Origin of the sequence: Thermotomaculum hydrothermale (assembly GCF_016592575.1) — a bacterium.
GTDB classification, from domain to species: domain Bacteria; phylum Acidobacteriota; class Holophagae; order Thermotomaculales; family Thermotomaculaceae; genus Thermotomaculum; species Thermotomaculum hydrothermale.
The window spans coordinates 61,298-78,658 of sequence record NZ_AP017470.1 but is presented as its reverse complement, the minus strand read 5'-3'; the positions used below and the strand labels follow the sequence as shown (position 1 = coordinate 78,658).

Annotated in this window: 14 protein-coding genes; 5 read left to right on the top strand and 9 right to left on the bottom strand. The window is 34.0% G+C overall.

Annotation, left to right across the window (positions count from 1 at the left end; translation table 11 throughout):
* The first annotated feature begins 58 nt into the window (after positions 1 to 58).
* From TTHT_RS00385 to TTHT_RS00375, 3 genes are read left to right on the top strand one after another with little or no spacing between them, the layout of a single operon-like run.
* Positions 59 to 664: an ATP-binding protein gene (locus TTHT_RS00385; RefSeq protein WP_201328063.1), complete on the top strand. Its 606-nt coding sequence runs from the start codon at positions 59 to 61 to the stop codon at positions 662 to 664.
* Position 665: 1 nt separating this feature from the next.
* Complete coding sequence (locus TTHT_RS00380) at positions 666 to 974, top strand: STAS domain-containing protein (RefSeq protein ID WP_201328062.1); 309 nt, start codon at positions 666 to 668, stop codon at positions 972 to 974.
* A gap of 2 nt (positions 975 to 976) precedes the next feature.
* Positions 977 to 2,116 carry a SpoIIE family protein phosphatase gene (locus tag TTHT_RS00375; RefSeq protein WP_201328061.1) on the top strand — a complete coding sequence of 380 codons (1,140 nt, stop codon included), beginning with the start codon at positions 977 to 979 and terminating at the stop codon, positions 2,114 to 2,116.
* Here the strand turns inward: TTHT_RS00375 and hpt are convergent.
* From hpt to accC, 4 genes are all read right to left on the bottom strand, one after another.
* Positions 2,113 to 2,652: a hypoxanthine phosphoribosyltransferase gene (gene hpt, locus TTHT_RS00370; RefSeq protein WP_201328060.1), complete on the bottom strand. Its 540-nt coding sequence runs from the start codon at positions 2,650 to 2,652 to the stop codon at positions 2,113 to 2,115. The two genes, TTHT_RS00375 and hpt, sit on opposite strands and share 4 nt — an antisense overlap.
* A 130-nt stretch (positions 2,653 to 2,782) precedes the next feature.
* Complete coding sequence (locus tag TTHT_RS00365; protein WP_201328059.1) at positions 2,783 to 6,319, bottom strand: translocation/assembly module TamB domain-containing protein; 3,537 nt, start codon at positions 6,317 to 6,319, stop codon at positions 2,783 to 2,785.
* Positions 6,319 to 6,801, bottom strand: coding sequence for a biotin/lipoyl-containing protein (locus tag TTHT_RS10970; RefSeq protein WP_201328058.1), 483 nt, complete (start codon positions 6,799 to 6,801; stop codon positions 6,319 to 6,321). Before TTHT_RS10970 ends, TTHT_RS00365 begins: the two co-directional genes overlap by 1 nt.
* Before the next feature lie 8 nt (positions 6,802 to 6,809).
* Complete coding sequence (gene accC / locus TTHT_RS00355; protein WP_201328057.1) at positions 6,810 to 8,297, bottom strand: acetyl-CoA carboxylase biotin carboxylase subunit; 1,488 nt, start codon at positions 8,295 to 8,297, stop codon at positions 6,810 to 6,812.
* A gap of 241 nt (positions 8,298 to 8,538) precedes the next feature.
* On the opposite strand from accC, the gene TTHT_RS00350 reads away from it, so the two are divergent.
* Positions 8,539 to 8,955 carry an OsmC family protein gene (locus TTHT_RS00350; RefSeq protein ID WP_201328056.1) on the top strand — a complete coding sequence of 139 codons (417 nt, stop codon included), beginning with the start codon at positions 8,539 to 8,541 and terminating at the stop codon, positions 8,953 to 8,955.
* Between the two features lie 74 nt (positions 8,956 to 9,029).
* Positions 9,030 to 10,841, top strand: coding sequence for a DUF2339 domain-containing protein (locus TTHT_RS00345; RefSeq protein WP_201328055.1), 1,812 nt, complete (start codon positions 9,030 to 9,032; stop codon positions 10,839 to 10,841).
* 60 nt (positions 10,842 to 10,901) lie between these two features.
* On the opposite strand, the gene TTHT_RS00340 is transcribed toward TTHT_RS00345, so the two are convergent.
* The 5 genes from TTHT_RS00340 to TTHT_RS00320 form a co-directional block, all read right to left on the bottom strand.
* On the bottom strand, positions 10,902 to 12,359 hold the full coding sequence (locus TTHT_RS00340; protein ID WP_201328054.1) for an aminoacyl-histidine dipeptidase: 1,458 nt from the start codon (positions 12,357 to 12,359) through the stop codon (positions 10,902 to 10,904).
* Between the two features lie 76 nt (positions 12,360 to 12,435).
* Positions 12,436 to 13,470: an ABC transporter permease gene (locus TTHT_RS00335; RefSeq protein WP_201328053.1), complete on the bottom strand. Its 1,035-nt coding sequence runs from the start codon at positions 13,468 to 13,470 to the stop codon at positions 12,436 to 12,438.
* Between the two features lie 38 nt (positions 13,471 to 13,508).
* Entirely contained in the window at positions 13,509 to 14,774 is a 1,266-nt protein-coding gene (locus TTHT_RS00330; protein WP_201328052.1) for an ABC transporter permease, read from the bottom strand.
* Positions 14,771 to 15,685 (bottom strand): ABC transporter ATP-binding protein, encoded by a 915-nt coding sequence (locus TTHT_RS00325; RefSeq protein ID WP_201328051.1) that lies wholly within the window; start codon positions 15,683 to 15,685, stop codon positions 14,771 to 14,773. Before TTHT_RS00325 ends, TTHT_RS00330 begins: the two co-directional genes overlap by 4 nt.
* A 465-nt stretch (positions 15,686 to 16,150) precedes the next feature.
* Complete coding sequence (locus TTHT_RS00320; RefSeq protein ID WP_201328050.1) at positions 16,151 to 17,269, bottom strand: IS110 family RNA-guided transposase; 1,119 nt, start codon at positions 17,267 to 17,269, stop codon at positions 16,151 to 16,153.
* Positions 17,270 to 17,361: the final 92 nt, after the last annotated feature.

The window sequence follows — 17,361 nt, the reverse complement described above, 5'->3', positions numbered from 1 at the left end:
TTTACATAAGCAAACCTGTACTGTTTGATTTTTGCCACATTTGTTTTATAATGTGTATATGAAAAAAGAATTTAAAATACAATTAATTGCAAAAAAACAAAACACTGAAATAGAAAAAACCTTAAATTTAAATGAGAATTTTTTCAATACATTGAAAGATGATTTTTTACAGAGCAACTTTGAATCTATAGAATGCCGCATTGTACAAAACAGTACAAGACAACACATTGAAAAGGTGGTTATGCTTTACGAATTACTGCTTGAAACACTTGATTATATTAACGAAGATTTAAAAACTGATATAATGCTTCTAATAAGTGAGGCTCTATCAAATGCAGTTTATCACGGGAATTTGAAAATGCCCAAAGACTTCAGAAAGGAAAAATCAATTCTGGAATACGAGATGCATGTAGCTAAAACAAACCCCCAGCTATTTGATAAAAAAGTGGAAATTGAAAGCATTATATCGCCTGAAAAGTTTCTTTTTAAAATTACAGATAGTGGAGAAGGTTTTGATTACAAAACAATATTGAGTAAAACTTCACCACCCCATCCTATGGAAGAGTTTGGAAGAGGGATATTTATCATAAAAAACAGTGCAGATGAAATATCCTTTAACAATAACGGGAAAACATTAAAAATAATCAAATATATTGGGGGTTAAAATGATTCACATGGAAAAATCTCAAGACGGACACAAAATCACAATTACTTTGCAGGGTAAAGTTACGTTTGAAAATACTGGAGAAATAAGGGAAAAGATGAAAGAGATTCTGAGAGAGGAAGGTATAAAAGAGCTAATATTAAATATGGGAGAAGTCTCTTTTATAGACTCAAGCGGATTAGGACTTCTTGTATCTATAAAAAACACTATGATTAGAAAAGATGGGACATTCAGTATGATAAACCTTACAGATACGGTTAAAAAAATAATGAAACAAACTGGGTTAGACAAATATTTTGGGATTAATTAATTATGGGTCAAACAAGGGTTTTAGTTGTAGATGATGAACAACGAATTGTAGAGATTTTAAAGCTTTATCTTGAAAACCAGAACTTTGAAGTTTATACAGCAACTTCAGGACAGGAAGCATTAGAATTACTTGAAAAAATAAATGTAGATGTCATTGTTTCCGACTTGATGATGCCACATGTAGACGGCACACAATTGTGCCGTATAGTAAAGAATGAAGAAAAATACAAAAATCCCTACTTTATTATGCTTACAGCCAAAACAACCATAGATAGCAAGATAGAAGGATTAAAAATAGGAGCTGACGACTATATCACAAAACCTTTTAATGTAAAAGAGGTTATTGCAAGGGTACTTGCAGGAGCAAGAATAAAGAAGTTACAGAACACAATTCTTGAAAAAAACATAGAACTTGAGAAGTACAAAACAAAAATGGAAAAAGAAATTTATATGGCATCAAGATTTCAGAAATCTTTAATCCCTAAAAAAGGAAAAATCACAGAAGAAATTTCAATAGACCACATTTATATCCCTGCTATTCAAATAGGGGGAGATATCTTTGACATAAGGAAACAACCAAACGGAAATGTAGCCTTTTTTATAGCAGATGTTACAGGACACGGTATTGTTGCCGCACTGATTGCAGCAATACTAAAATTATCATTTGTGCAGGCATCAGACCAATACTCATCCCCCTATGACATTGCGCAAAAAATAAACAAAGATCTGCTTGAAACAACCACTGATGAACAATTTGTGTCATTGTTCGTCGGAGTAGTTGATCCAACCAATTTGGAATTAAAGTATATAAGAGCAGGACACCCGGAACAATTCTTGAAAACTCAGGGCAAAATTATTGAATTGGGGGGAGACGGTTTCTTAATTGGCATAACTGATAACCTTTTAATATCAGAGAAAAAAATTTCAGTAATGCCAGACGATATAATCTACCTCTACACAGACGGGATTACAGAAGCTCAAAACGAAGCTGGAGAACTTTTCGGCGTAAATAGATTAAAAGAAATTTTAACAAGAAAAGATGATTTAGCCGCAGTGTTAAAAGAGATCAAATTTTTCACAACACACTTTGATGATGATATAACCCTTGTAAAAATAAAATTAGGGATAAATACCCTGTTTTAATCCTCAACTAATTTAAGTATCCCTATATAATTTAAATTCCTATACTTTTGTGCGTAATCAAGACCGTAACCAACAACAAAGGCGTCAGGAATATTAAATCCATTGTAATCTACATTAACATCAACAAGCCTTCTATCCACTTTATTTAACAGTGTACATACCTTTAAAGTTTTAGGGTTTCTTGCCTTCAAAACCTTTAACACCTCTCTTAAAGTAAGCCCGGTATCGATAATATCTTCAACAATAATAACATTTTTCCCGTTTATATCACTATCAAGGTCTTTTAAAAACCTGACTTCTCCTGATGACTCTATATCATTTCCGTAGCTTGTAACGCTCATAAAATCCAGCATGCAGGGGATGGTAACCTTCCTGGCAAGGTCTGCTAAAAAGATAACAGAGCCTTTTAATAACCCCACAAGCAATACTTCCTGTCCTTCAAAATCCCTGCTAATCTCTTCCCCTAATTCTTCAACCCTTTTCATTAATTCTTTCTCAGGAATAAGAATCCTTTCTATAATCTCTTTCTTTGCCATGCCTTCTCCAATTTTTCTTTCTTCTCTTTTATTATCAGAAATAAAAAAAATTTTTCAAGGAAAAGGTAAAAATAAAAAAAGAATAAAGAAAAAGGATTTTACCTTGATAATTTTCAATTTGATTTTTTAATTACTTTATTATTTCAAACTCTAAGGTAACACTTCCGTCAATTTCATTTCTTATATAAATATTTCTCTTCCCTGCCATGTGATAACTCAATTCAATTAAATTCCCACCTGTATCAAGGGATTGCGCATAAAGGAAGGATAACCTTGAAGATAAATCCTTTTCAAAACTCATAACCGGTGAGGGGCTTCTTGTAACATCAAATACTTGAGAAGAAATAAAAAATCTATCAACCTTTAAAGTTTTTCTCATTTTAGAATTAAATGATGAAAGTAGAGTATTCAATGCAAGGGCTGCACCAACTCCAGACAGGTTTTCCTCTGCCCCTGTATGAAAAAAGTCGTAAATTCCAGTATTTATCCCACCGCCGAAAAGAACTGAAAGTATTTTATTCTGGCTTAACGGCGGGTCTGAAGCAAACTTAATGTTTATTTTATCTGCACTTCCCTTTAAAAAACACCTTACTCGGTAATTATTTAAATCAGCTGAAGCAACAATATTGACATATGGAGTATTCTCAAGAGGGTTGTTAAAGACAAGCCTCCCTCTTTCAACATAAAATCTGTTGTTTCCAATATTTAAAAAACTATCTTTGCTTATCAATTGAACTCCGCTTAAAACAGGATTAGCAGCAGAACCCCTCATTTTTAAATTAGATTTACCAAATAGCAAGGTAATATCAGGGTCTGAATAAGTTACCCCCTCAAGGCTCACCTTTAAATCAAGCTCCACATTATCAAGAAAACTCTCCTCGCTTTCCCCTGAAAGCATCTGCTCCACATTAAGAACCCCGTTTTTCAATTCAAGATACCCTGAAGCAGAGTATCTGCCCTCTTCAGTGAGAGACTTTAAAAAGACAAGCCCTGATGCATCAGCATAAAAACCAGGTATGTCAACAGGGATACTATCAACTTTAGCCTGTAAATCAATATTACTGCCTATAATTGTTCCGCTAACATTAATAGAACCATTTTTGATTTTTCCGTAAAAATTCTTTATTTCAAAAACATCGTAATCAACAGTTACTTTCAAATTTGCATTTTCAACAAAGTACCCTGCATCTTTTAAATCAACACTGCCTTTAAAACCTAAGTCACCGGAATAAAACGGAGAATAAATAATTCCGTAAAGCTTAAAATTGCCGTTTAACTCCCCATTTACACTAACCCCTTCAATCTCTTGGTCTTTTAGTATGTTATTTACTAATGCTGCATCCCCTGAAAATTTTAAATCAGAAGAAATCTCATCCTTATCAATGTTTAAATTAATATTTGTCATATCTATTCTTAATTGCGGAAAACTCTGAGTGAGAATTAATTTTGAGGAAGTCAAAACCATACCCTGCATTTTAAAATCTGCATTTTTTGCTTGTAGGTTAAATAATTCGCCTTTCTTTACCTCAAGGGAGTTTATTTTTCCGCTACCACTCAAAGTATTTAAATCATCTGTTTTTCCTGTAAACCCAAATTCTCCGCTAACCACCACAGAGTTTTCCCCATCATTGTATATGAATTTATTAGCTTTAAAATTAAAGTCCATTTCCTCACCGTTTTTTATAATCCCCTTTCCTGAAAGCCCATTTTTCAAAATAAAATCAAGATTTATATCATTATTTCTCATTGAAAGGGAAAAATCTCCTGCACCAAAAGAGAGGTCTGAAAAAACAACATCTTGAATAGAAAAGTTTGAATCAATCTTTAAATCGCTTAATGTACCAAAAATTTTAACCTGTCCGGTTGAATTTTCAGCATACAGGTCTTCAAGAGGGATATAGTTTAACTCAATATCTTTCCCTTTAAACTTTAAATCTATTTTTTCATTGTCAAAGTTTATCTTTCCCCCGCCTTTCATAAAACCGTCCCCAGCTTCAAGAATGGTATTATCAAGCTTTAAAACAGAGTTTTTGTATAGAAAATCCGAGTTGACAGAGGAAAAATAAAGTCCATATATGTTTGAGTGAAGTAAGGTTACAGAACCCTCAACCTCAGGATTGTCGTATTTTCCTGAGATGTTTAAATCTCCTTCAACTGCTCCGAAAATTTCGATCTGGTCTAATGTCTCTTTATCCAGGAAAAACAAAGCCTTTTTAAACGGGAAATCGTTAAGTTTTGCCTTTATATTTAATTTGTTGTTTTTAAATTCCCCTTTTAATTTTGCTGTACCTTCACCATCTTTTAAAAGAATTGAATCAAAAACAACATAATCTTTTGATTTTATCGTAAGATTTGCATCCATCTTGGGAAAATTTAACCCTAAAAGGTTAAGTTTTTTTACGGTAAGCAAACCAGAAAATAAATTGCCATTTTTGAAAAAATCTCCATGGGCAAAAACCCTTGCCTGCTTTAAATTTAAATCTATCCATCCAGAATTGTTTTCAATATCTGTTTTTAAAATTGGTAGGTTTAACTTAACTGTGGAAAGTTTTGGAATTTTCCCTGAAATAACCTTTACCCCGCAAACCCCGTTACCGCAATCAACCCCGTAAAAGCGGGCATTATAATTCCACTCTTTTGCTTTTTCTATATCAAGGTTTACATGAAAGTTCTTGAGAAACTTGCCCTTAATGGATGCTTCTAAAGCAATCTTAAGTTTTTTTTTAAAACTTACATTTCCATCCAGGCTTATAAAGTGGTCTTTAAAATTTCCAGAAAGATTTTTAACACTTACTTTTTTTTCAGGGATATTAATTGTTAAAAAACCTTTCGCTTTTCTCTTCCCGTCTGTAAGGAAAATATCCCCTTTTAATACATTCACATCTCCATTTAAGTTAAATGCAACAGTTACATTTTTCAACTCTTCAACTTTTGTAAGTTTGAACAAATCAGCCTTACCTTTAATTGAAATTTCAGATTTCCCCTTTGCAAATTTACCCTTTGATTTAATTTTTAACCCACCGCTTGAAATACTCAACTCTTTAATGGTTATAGAATTTTCGTTAAAATCAAAGTAGCAGGCAACATTTAAAAGATATGGGTTGTTGTTATAGACCACCTGGCCATTGTTAAAGGCAATAACCCCTGAATATGTTCCATCCTTAGCATTAAAGCCTGCCTGAATTAAAAAATCCTTGCTTACAAAAGAGGCAACATTTCCCTCCCTATCACTGAATTTAACGCTAACATTCTCAAGCCTGAAATCCCTTATTATCAAGCTTTCAAAACCACTTTTATCAAGCTTTTTGGGGTTTTTTGAGAAAGATTTTATTTTAAAATCCCTGTCAATATTTACACTAACGCCGTAAACCCTTGCCCTCTCAATATCAAGCTTTGCAAAAAGAAGCCTGCTACTTTTTATGTCTAAATCTATCTTTTTTATTGTTAAAGCATTTGAAAGTTTAATATTTTCAGCCAACAACTTCCCTTTAAAAAAGGAAACATAGAATTTTGAAAAGCTCAACTCAAGGCCTGTGGTAAAAAGCACCTGTTCTTTAAGTCTGTTTTCAAGAAATTTATCAAAGAGAGCAGTATTTACAAAAATTAACAAAGAAATAATTAAAATAAGAATTGTATAACCTATAAATTTAAAAATCTTTCCTATCATTATTCAATCTCAACCAAAACAGTATTTGCCTCCACTGGGGTGTTTTCCTTTACATTAACCTTTTTAACCACCCCGCTTTTAGGTGCTTCAAGCTCATTTTCCATCTTCATTGCCTCTAAAACAACAACAGGTTGGCCAGCCTCAACTTCTTCCCCCTCTTGGACAAGCACCCTTTTTACATTACCCGGCATTGAAGTAACAATAGCCCCTTCGTCTTTTTCAAGCATTGTTGATTTAAGCAATTCTTTTTTAAGGGGGTCAATTGTTTCAATGTCAAAGTGTACCCCATTAACATAAACAGAATTATTGGTAAAAATAACATGATAACTTTTACCGTCAACAATAAGGTTTCCATCTTTCTCGCTTAAAGGCTCAAAATCAGCAATAAATTTCTTTCCTTCAAACTCAACTTCAAACCTGTTATCCCTTTTCTCTATATTTGCATCAAATTCATTCTTTCCAAACTTCACAGAAACTTCCATATTTCCCCCTAAATTGTCCAGCAGTTTTTAGCGTAATCCTTCCATCTGGAAGATTTGTTTACAGGCTTTTTAGACGGCTTATCCTCTTTTGAATAATACTCAATCAATGCTGCAATTATGGCAACATCCCTGTCTTTATCATCCCTTTCAAGCAAGGAATCAATATTATTGTCAATAAATGTTGTATCGTATTTGCCTTTAACAAAATCAGGATGAGTTAAAACCTTTTTGTGAAAGTCAATATTTGTCTTTATCCCTGCAACAACATACTCATCAAGCGCCCTCAACATTCTTTTAATAGCCATATCCCTGTTTCTGTGGAAAACGGTTAGCTTTGAAATCATTGGGTCATAGTATAATGATACTTCAGCCCCTTCAAATACCCCTGAATCATCCCTTACACCGGGACCAGATGGTGTTAAAAGCCTTTCAATCTTGCCTGGAGACGGCATAAAGTTTTTTTCTGGGTCTTCTGCGTAAATTCTGCACTCAATTGCATGGCCTTTAAGTTTTACATCCTCCTGTTTAATGTCAAGCCTTTCTCCTGCCGCAACCCTTATTTGATACTCAACAAGGTCAATCCCTGTTACCCACTCTGTTACAGGGTGTTCAACCTGAAGCCTTGTATTCATTTCAAGGAAGTAAAAGTTTTTATACTTATCAACCAAAAATTCAACAGTGCCTGCGTTATAGTAACCAACCGCCTTTGCCGCCTTTACCGCAGTTTCCCCCATTTTTCTTCTCATTTCTTCATCAATAAACGGAGAAGGGGATTCTTCAATAACCTTTTGATGCCTTCTTTGAACAGAGCATTCTCTCTCACCTAAATAAATTACATTTCCGTGTTTATCCCCTAAAATCTGTATTTCAATATGCCTCGGCTCTTCAAGGAATTTCTCAATGTAAACCCTATCGTCTCCAAAAGAGGATAAAGCCTCACTCTTTGCCTGCCTGAAGAATTTAGAAAAGTCAGATTCATTTTCAACCTTTCTCATTCCCTTTCCGCCACCGCCTGCTGAAGCCTTAATCATTACCGGAAATCCAACCTTTTTAGCAAACTCAAAAGCCTCATCTTCACTTAATCCATCTTTTTCTAACCCTGGAATAATAGGAACCCCTGCTTCCTGCATAATCCTTCTTGCAGTTACTTTATCCCCCATAGAGACTATTGCCTTTGGTGGCGGCCCTATAAAAACAATGTTATTTTCCTCACACATTTTTGCAAACTTTTCATTTTCTGACAAAAATCCATACCCTGGATGAATAGCCTCAGCACCGCTTTTTTTTGCAGCTTCAATTATCTTTTCCATTACAAGGTAACTTTCAGCGGAGGTTTTACCTCCCAGCGGATAAGCCTCGTCAGCAACATTTACATGAAGGCTTTTTCTGTCTATATCTGAGTAAACAGCAACTGATTTAATACCCATTTCCTTCAAGGTTCTCATAACCCTAACTGCTATTTCACCTCTATTGGCTATCAACACCTTTTTAAACATAATCACCTCTTTACTCTTTTGAAGTTCAAATTTATTATTGCCTATTTTTGATTTCTTCGCAACTTGCAATTTTTTAAGAATAATGATTATTTTTACTTTTTTTTGAAACATTTTATCTAAAAAAGGCGTCTATATAGTTGCATTTCGAAAGAAAGCGCCCTCCTTCCATAAACCTGTCTTAATTTAAGGCAGGTTTTCTTATATAATCGTTAGGTAGTAAAAAATTAATTCAGGAGGAATTATGAAGGGGAAAATCAGATGGATACAAAACCTGCAATTTGAGGCTGAAACAGAGAACGGGCACAAAATTAAGATGGATGCTCCAAAAACCTCTCACGGTGACGACACAGCCCCAACTCCTATGCAGTATGTTCTTTTAGGCACTGCCGGATGCACCGCATTTGATGTTGTTGTTATTTTGAAAAAGAAAAAGCAAAATGTTAAAAACTTTGAGGTTGAAGTCAGTGCCAAAAGGGCTGACACCCATCCAAAGGTTTTTACAGAGATTGAAATTCTCTATAAAATTTACGGGGAAAACATATCTGAGAAGGCTGTTGAGCAGGCAATAAAACTCTCAAAAGAAAAGTACTGCTCGGCATCAATTATGATAGGGAAAACAGCAAAGATAACAACAAGGTACGAAATAATAGAGGCCTAACAAAAGGCAATATTCTTTTTTGTCCCCCTTTTTGTGATAAAATCTACTTAAAATAAGTCTCAAAAGGGGGATTTATGAAGTGTGTTAAATGCGGGAAGAGTTTTCCTTCCAATTTTCAAAAATGCCCTTACTGCAATAATGCAAAGCCTGATGAAAATACACAAATTCTATTTATAAAACAGAATTTGGAGTACCTTAAAAATCTAAAAAATTACTTTGAGACGGCAATTTTTAACATTGAACAATCTTTAAGTGAAATAGAATCTTCATTACCAGAAATTCAGAGAGAAAAAATTGTTAAACCTGTGAAGATTCAACATATACAAAAATCAGCAAAAAAGGAAAAAGAACCGTTTATTGAAAGATTTCTTGGAGAAAAATTCCTTTTAACAGTGGGAATTCTTGCAATTCTATTTGCATCGGCATTTTTCCTGAAATACTCTTTTGAAAGAAACCTTTTTACCCCTGTTTTCAGGGTAACGGTTACTGCAATTTTCGGATTGTTTCTCACATTTATAGGATACTATCTAAAGTCAAAGTATAGAATCTTTGGGGTAATTTTAATAACAGGCGGGATAGCTGTTTTATTTTTCTCAAACTTTGCCTCTTTCGTTCTATATAAGTTTTACGGCACCTTACTGGCATTTGCAATTAACCTTGTTCTCGTTGCAATTTCCTTGTTTCTTGCAATTAAATTTAATTCCCAATGGGTTTCTATTGTTGGCATAGGCGGTGCTTACCTTACCTTTACAACGCTAAAAAACTCAATTACAAACGATATAGGATTTTTCTCTTACCTTTTAGTTCTCTCCTTTGCCCCCGTCTTTCTTGCATACAAAAAAAGGTGGAACACAATTGTAATTCTCGCAAATATATTTACAACAATGTGGTTCTATATGTGGTATTACTCTTACTTTAAATCAAATGCAAGTATTTATTTTATTTACTTCGGTATATGGTTTTATCTTGTATTTCTTGCTTCCGCTTTGTTTTATTTTAAAGAGGAAGAAAAGTATTCTCTTTTTGCTTTATCTCCCCTTATAGCAACGTTTTTCTATCCTCTAATATCGGTTAAGGCAATGTCTTTTTCAGGAATACATTTAATCTCGCCTTCAATCCTTTACATAATTTCAGGAATAGTTCTTACAGGGATTAGTTATTTGAAAAAATTTAACAATAGAGAAAAAATCTTTTTATTTGTCTCCGGAATTTTAACTGTATTTGTTGGAATTTACTTTAACTTTAAGTCTATAGATTTCAGTGCATTTCTCTCCATAATCCTTATTCTTTCAATTTACCTTTATGGAATTTTAGAGAGAAAATGGCTTCTTTTACTTAACGGTTCTCTGATTTTACTGCTATTTTTTAAATCAACAACCTATGACATTTTTGAAAACCTTGGATTTAAATTTAACCACTTTGCATTCAAGGATTATCAAAACATTGCTTCAAGGATTATGGAATACTTTGCTGTAATAACTGCATTTAGCATAAACTCAAAGGTGGCATTAAGGAAAAATTCGAAAATATTCGCTGCATTCAGTTCCTTTTTTACAGGTTTATCTATTTTAGTTTTTTTAACCTATGAGATTTCAACTATCTTTTATAAAGTATTTGAGAAAGGCCAATCAATGGGGATTACAGCACTGTGGGTTGTTTTTGCCTTTATTCTCCTTTTTATAGGATTGAAAAAATCAAGCAATGCATACAGGATATTTGCTTTTGTCCTTTTTGGCATTGTGCTTTTTAAACTGTTTTTCATAGATATAATTTCCCTTTCAGCCTTGTACAGGGTGCTGGCATTTCTAATCACAGGAATTGTGCTAATAGTTTCTTCGTACATCTATTACAAATTCGGGAAAAAAGAAAACAAAAACGAAAATTAGAGAAAAATTTTGAAATAAAAAAGGGGGATACTCCCCCTCTTTTTTACTTTTTATCAAAGACTACTTATTTATATCCTTCAACAGTTCAACAAGGCAATCCCAGAAAACTTGAGTTGATTTTATGCTTACCCTTTCATCAGGTGAGTGGGCACCTTCAATTGTTGGTCCAAAGGAGATTGCATCCAATCCACCACACTTTTCACTGATAATTCCACACTCTAACCCGGCGTGGATAGCCTTAACTTCAGGCTCATAACCTAAAACCTTTTTAAATGATTCCCTTGCAAGCTTTAAAACCTCTGAATCAGGGTTTGGAGTCCAGCCTGGATACCCTTCATCCTGCTCAACCTCTGTCCCAAAGATTTCTCCAATTGCCCTGTGCATATCACCAACCCAATCAATTGCAGAAGCAATTGAACTCCTATGAGATGCAAGCACCTCAAAAATGTCATCCTGCAACTTTGCAACAGCAAGGTTTGTTGAAGTTTCAACCAACCCTTCAACAGCGGCACTCATCATTAAAACACCGTGGGGTATTGTCATAAGCAAATTAACCATCTCCTCTGTTGATGCAAAGTCAGCAGTTGTTTCAGGTAAATTACTATCTTTAATCTCATAGGTAAAATCAGGCTCAACAATCTTAAACTCGTTCTGAAGTTTCTTTGCCATTGATTCAATAATACTCTTTGCCAACCCAACAGCATTTTTGTTTAAAGCAATCTTAAAAACGCATTCCCTTGGAATTGCATTGTGCTTGTCCCCTGCATCAAAAGAGGCAATCTTATAGGAAACAGATTTTTTCAATTCAAATAAAATCCTTGCAGCCATTTTAATTGCATTCCCTCTTCCCTCGTGAATATTTAATCCAGAATGCCCACCTTTTAGCCCTGTAAGTTTTACTTCAAGGCCTGTTTCCTCAAAGGTTGGAGCCTCTTCGCTTACAAACATTGTAAACTTTGTATCTCTCCCACCTGCACAGCCAATGTAAATTGCCCCTTCTTCCTCTGAATCAAGGTTTATAAGGATTTTACCTGTAAGGTTTGACGGGTCTAAATTGAATGCACCTGTTAAGCCAGTTTCCTCGTCAATTGTAAACAATGCTTCAATTCTGCCTGTCTTAAAGTCTTTATCCTCAAGGATAGCAAGGGCAGCAGCAACTCCAATACCATTGTCAGCCCCCAATGTTGTGCCGTCTGCGGTAAGCCAATCTCCTTCAACCTTCAGTTTTATAGGGTCTTTGGAAAAATCGTGCTCTGTATCCTTGTTTTTCTCGCAAACCATATCAATATGACCCTGCAAAATAACTGTTGGCTTGTTTTCATAACCGCTATCTGCAGGCTTAATAACCACAACATTTCCAATAGAATCAACCCTGTATTCAAGCCCCTTTTCCTTTGCAAAGTTAATAATGTATTCCCTTATCGCTTCCTCGTGCTTTGAGCACCTTGGAATTTGAGCAATATTCTCAAAGTGATACCATAACCTTTCAGGCTTAACACCCTCTAAAACTCTATTCATATCTCCTCCTTAACAAATTAAGTTCAATTTAATTATTACTTGAAAAAAATATATTTTCAATAAAAATACTTGTGCCTCAATCCTTCTCCTGAAACTTAAAAAAGAAAAAGGTTGCAGCTAAAAAGAATAAAACAGATATTGCAATTAAAACAAAAACCATTGGCATCAACTCTTTAACAGGCATTTTGTAATAAATTAACCCGTCAATAATTTTCATTGTAAAACCAGTCGGTAAGGCCAGCCCTAATTTTTTAAAAAATGGGGGAACAATCTCAATAGGCCACCATAACCCCCCTAATGCACAGAGTATATTTGCAATTAAAACACCAAAGCCAATAGCTGCTTCCTTTTTCTTAATAAGAGAGAAAATGAGAAGGGATAATGAAGCAACAAAGATAGAAAAAAACAAAAATATAAAATAAAGATAAATCAAATACTTTAACCCGATTGAAAATTTAAAAAACAAAACCCCAAGTATAAAAATAACACTAACCGCAACCATAGCAAGTGTTACCTGATAGAGAAGAAAAAATATTAACACCCCGTTTGTTCCTTGAGGGAGTACTGAAAACCTTTCTATCAAACCCTGTTCTTTAAATTGGAAAAACTTTTCAACCCCCTTTGAAAGCACATTGAACAGGATAAACATTAGAATAATTGCAGGCAATGTGTGCCTTATTCCCCAGGGGATTTCAAGTAATTTTTCACACTGCTTTTTTATCCTCACAAATTCTTTTACATCCTTTATTCCCAACTTATACTTTGCAACCAACTCAGCCATTATTCTATAAACTGCAATCTTTGTGTAAACCTCTCTTTCCTTTGAAATATTTTCAGGGAAAATAACCTTTACCTTTGTATTTTCCTTGTTTTTCAACAGAAAATCACCGGATAATTCAATGAGGGTATACTCTTTTAATTGCTTCATCGCAATTATTATCTTAAAATCCCTTTTTAACCTTTCCTTAAACTCCTTCGTTATCTCATTTTTCACTTTGTCTATAAATATCACTTTAACTTTTGAATCCCCTCCCCCTATCCTTGAAAAAATTATGAGAAACAAAATAGGCATAAACAGTACCCACAGGTAAAAACTTTTATTTTTAAACATTAATTTTACCTCTTTAAAAAGAAGAAAGAAGTATCCCCTCATAACTCACCTGAAATCAATTTTTTTCTAAAAAAAATAAAGCCTAAAGAATAAGCAACAAGGGAAAAGAAAAGCGAGTAAAGTGCATTGTCTAAATTAAAACTTGATTTGTTAAACAAATCTGCAAAAAGCATATTTAACCTGTAAAACGGCAAAAACTTTGAAAAAGAAATTAGAAATTGAGGGATTAAATTTAAAGGAATCATTCCCCCGCCTGTGAAACCCATAAGAAAGAGAACAACCATTCCAAGGTTTGAAGCAGAGGCTTCATTTTTTGCAAGGGAAGAGGTTAAAAAGAATACTGAAAAGAGGGAAAAGCAGGAAAGAAAAATAATGAAAAACAACAAAAAAAACATATCAGTTTTTATGTGAAAAATAAAATACCCGCTTAAAACAAAAACTATGGAAAGGGAGAAAAGAAAAAAAACTCCAGATACAACCTTTGCTAAAAGGTATTTGTTTACAGAAAAATCTGTCAGCAAAACCCTTTTGCTAATGCCCATTCCCCTTTCTTTAACAATTGAAACAGCAACAATATTTGCAAAAAACAGGAGAAAAAATAATGCATATCCGGGGAAAAGGGAATCTATAAACCTTTTACTCTTTTTCTCTTTTACTCTTTTCTCAAATTTAACCTCAAAGGATTGATTTTTAACCACATCTATCAGGTTTTTAGATTTTTTAAAAAAATCCTTCCCTAAATCTTTCAACTTACCGAAATCAAGAAAAATCAATTTTGGCAAAATTGTCTGATTTTTTATACTCTTATAAATCTCACTTGCCTCTTTAAATTGCGGATAGTAATAGGTTAAAAGATAATTTGTCCCCTCTGTCATTAGAGAAAGCATTGTCTCAACCATTTCAGGATAAATCCCCTGGGAAGGGTTTTTAATTAGAATAACCTCCGGGGATTTTTCCTCTAAAAAATCATCGGTAAACTTCTCAGGAATAATTAAAATTGCAGAGTAATCCTGGTCTTTCATTCCTTTATAGCCTTTTTCATAATCGGTTAAAACAAAGTTAAACTCTTTTTTCATCTCATCATTTGTAAGAAACTTTACAAAACCCTTTGACAAAAAACCGTCATCTTTGTTTACAAGTGCAATTTTAGGGGGTTCAAATGAAGCCTCTTTATTCCCCCTGCCAAAAACAACTGTCATTAAAAGAGACATAACTATAGGCAATGCAATAAAAATAACTATTGTAATAAGGTTTCCCCATTTAGATTTATAATCGTAAAACAGAAACCTGAAAAATCCCCTCAATCCCTTAACTCCTTGCCTGTTAGCTTAAGAAAAACTGTTTCAAGGGAAGCGCCTTTAATCACCATACTCTCAATTACAATCCTCTTTGAATTGAGATTTTCAACAACCTTTGCTATATCCTTTTGAGAGGGAATTTCAAGTTTTAACAAATTTTTTTCAGAATCAAATTCCCCCAAACCCTCTATCTCTGAAAGGGATTTATCATCGCCCCTCAACCTTAATTCAAGTATAACATTTGGTGCATACTTTGAAATTAAATCGTCAACCTTCCCTATAGCCTTTAAATTGCCTTCATCAATTATCCCAACAACATCAAACAATTCCTCTGCCTCTTTTAGCATGTGTGTGGTATAGAGAATGGTTTTTCCTTCATTTACAAGTTCTCTAATAAACTCATAGATTTTTATCTTTGTCTGAACATCAATTCCAGCGGTTGGCTCGTCAAGAAGAATAATCTCAGGGTTATGAACAATTCCCATAATTAAATTCAATCTCCTCTTCATACCGCCTGAATAAGTTTTTGCCTTAAAATTCATCTTCTCTTTTAAGCCTATCTTTTCAAGCAAAAATAAACTTCTATCTTTTGCATCCTTCCCCTTTAACCCATATAGTTCAGCCATTAAAATCATATTTTCAAGGCCAGTCAACTCATCGTAAAGTGCAAGCTCCTGAGGGACATAACCCATTATCTTCTTCCATTTTTTCTTATTCTCAAAGATACCCATTCCATTCCAGTAAACCTCTCCGCTATCAGGGTTTAAAAGGGTGGATATAATTTTAAAAGTGGTTGTTTTCCCTGCACCATTTGGTCCCAATAAACCAAATATTACCTCTTTATTAACCTTGAAAGATACCCCTTTCAAAGCCTGAACACTTCCATAAGATTTCTTTAATTCCTTTACTTCAAGCATAGACACCCTCGCATTTATTTTAACTAAATATACTTTTAAAAATAAAAAATGTTTCAAAAAAGAGAGAAGTTAAGGTTTTAGGTTCATGGTTCAGGACAGGATAAATATTAAAAATTATGAATTTTGGATTCTGGATGCTGAATTATGGATTAAGGTAAAAATCATTTAATTAAAAAAATCTTTCCTCAATCTAAAATTCATTTATAAACAAAGTCAAGTGGGGAAATAATTTTTTTGTTTCACCTCCTTTCTTGAATTCAGGTTAAAGGTTATATATCTATCGGTTCACCTTTGCTTTTTAGCATTATCAGGGATTCTTCATTCATTTATCCGAGGTCATTGCCTCACTTTGCTTTCCATAAGCCGGTTCCTAAACAAAATTTAGTGCTTATATGCACATGAATTCTGACAGGGTGTCCCGGCTTAAATGGAATCGCCTGATTGAAAGGCGAACCGCTCCCTGCTTTAAGTTGTTATCAATGGTTTCTCACATTTGTTTTCTCCCGTTACAAGCATTGGGTTATACGGCCTTTTGTGTATAAGTACCCCGTAGCATATTGCCGCTATTTTTCTTGATAATGCCACTCTTGCTTTTTTCCAGCCTTTTCTTCTTTTTATGTTTTCATACCATTTTTTTAGCGGTATGGAGTTATAACTTTTTGATCTTAAAGCAGCTATTGCCACCTGTGAGAGGTATCCCCTGAGCATTCCGTTTCCCTGTTTGGTTATTCCCTGATTGCCTATTGTTTTGCCTCCGCTTTCTCTTATTTTAGGGCATTGGCCGAAGTAGGATATGAGTTTGCGTACATTTTTAAATCTTTCTATGTTTTTTCCTACCCTTGAGATAAATGCGGCAGAAGTTATTTTCCCCATTCCGGGGACGGTTAATAGCAGATTGTACATTTCTTTAAAGTCGGCATCTTTGTTTATTTGAGAGTGTATTAATTGTTCCGTTTGTTCTATTTGCTTTTCAAGTAGTTTGAATTGTTCAAACATGTGGGATATTTCAAAGTGGAGTATAGGTTGTGTTTCAGATGATATGCTTTTTAGAACAGGCTCAATCTTTTTTGTTTTATTGAGTGTTCTTAAAGGTATTTTTATTTCTTTTTCCCTTAATCTTTGCCTTATTCTGTTTATTAGCCTTGTTCTGCTTTTTACAAGGTCAGCACGGTGGGATATGAGTTTGCGTAAACTATGTTCTTTTTCCGACGGGATATATACCGGTTCTGGAAGGATTTCTTTCCATAAGCTTATTGCAAGCCGTTTTGCATCTTCTTTGTCTGTTTTTTTCATTGACTTTGAGATGTAGGCGTTTTTTAAGGTGTTTACCACATATACAGATATTCCTATGGCTTTGAGTATGTTGCAGTATTGAAAGGTTAATGAACTGATTTCAATTGCCGAATAGATTTCGTTTTCTTCAATTAGGCTTTCAAAAAAGGTAATAAATGTTTGCTCTTCAGTGTCAATTTCTTTGCTTTTAACCTTTGTTCCCTGCTCGTTTATAATGTAGATGTAACTTTTTTTAGTGTGCAGGTCAATTCCGCAGTATAATTTCGGTTTTTTTGAGGTACAATGTTTCATGTCAAGCCTCCTTTCTGTAAGGGTTTCTTAGGGCCTATTTTATCAAAAGTGAGGCACAGACCTCGTGAAAGAAATAGTGAGGCATAGACCTC

What these genes read in the sequence shown, in the direction of transcription:
- TTHT_RS00385 (WP_201328063.1), top strand. Translation starts at nt 59, where the DNA reads ATGAAAAAAGAATTTAAAATACAATTAATTGCAAAAAAACAAAACACT.
- TTHT_RS00380 (WP_201328062.1), top strand. Translation starts at nt 666, where the DNA reads ATGATTCACATGGAAAAATCTCAAGACGGACACAAAATCACAATTACT.
- TTHT_RS00375 (WP_201328061.1), top strand. Translation starts at nt 977, where the DNA reads ATGGGTCAAACAAGGGTTTTAGTTGTAGATGATGAACAACGAATTGTA.
- hpt (WP_201328060.1), bottom strand. Translation starts at nt 2,652, where the DNA reads ATGGCAAAGAAAGAGATTATAGAAAGGATTCTTATTCCTGAGAAAGAA.
- TTHT_RS00365 (WP_201328059.1), bottom strand. Translation starts at nt 6,319, where the DNA reads ATGATAGGAAAGATTTTTAAATTTATAGGTTATACAATTCTTATTTTA.
- TTHT_RS10970 (WP_201328058.1), bottom strand. Translation starts at nt 6,801, where the DNA reads ATGGAAGTTTCTGTGAAGTTTGGAAAGAATGAATTTGATGCAAATATA.
- accC (WP_201328057.1), bottom strand. Translation starts at nt 8,297, where the DNA reads ATGTTTAAAAAGGTGTTGATAGCCAATAGAGGTGAAATAGCAGTTAGG.
- TTHT_RS00350 (WP_201328056.1), top strand. Translation starts at nt 8,539, where the DNA reads ATGAAGGGGAAAATCAGATGGATACAAAACCTGCAATTTGAGGCTGAA.
- TTHT_RS00345 (WP_201328055.1), top strand. Translation starts at nt 9,030, where the DNA reads ATGAAGTGTGTTAAATGCGGGAAGAGTTTTCCTTCCAATTTTCAAAAA.
- TTHT_RS00340 (WP_201328054.1), bottom strand. Translation starts at nt 12,359, where the DNA reads ATGAATAGAGTTTTAGAGGGTGTTAAGCCTGAAAGGTTATGGTATCAC.
- TTHT_RS00335 (WP_201328053.1), bottom strand. Translation starts at nt 13,470, where the DNA reads ATGTTTAAAAATAAAAGTTTTTACCTGTGGGTACTGTTTATGCCTATT.
- TTHT_RS00325 (WP_201328051.1), bottom strand. Translation starts at nt 15,685, where the DNA reads ATGCTTGAAGTAAAGGAATTAAAGAAATCTTATGGAAGTGTTCAGGCT.
- TTHT_RS00320 (WP_201328050.1), bottom strand. Translation starts at nt 17,269, where the DNA reads ATGAAACATTGTACCTCAAAAAAACCGAAATTATACTGCGGAATTGAC.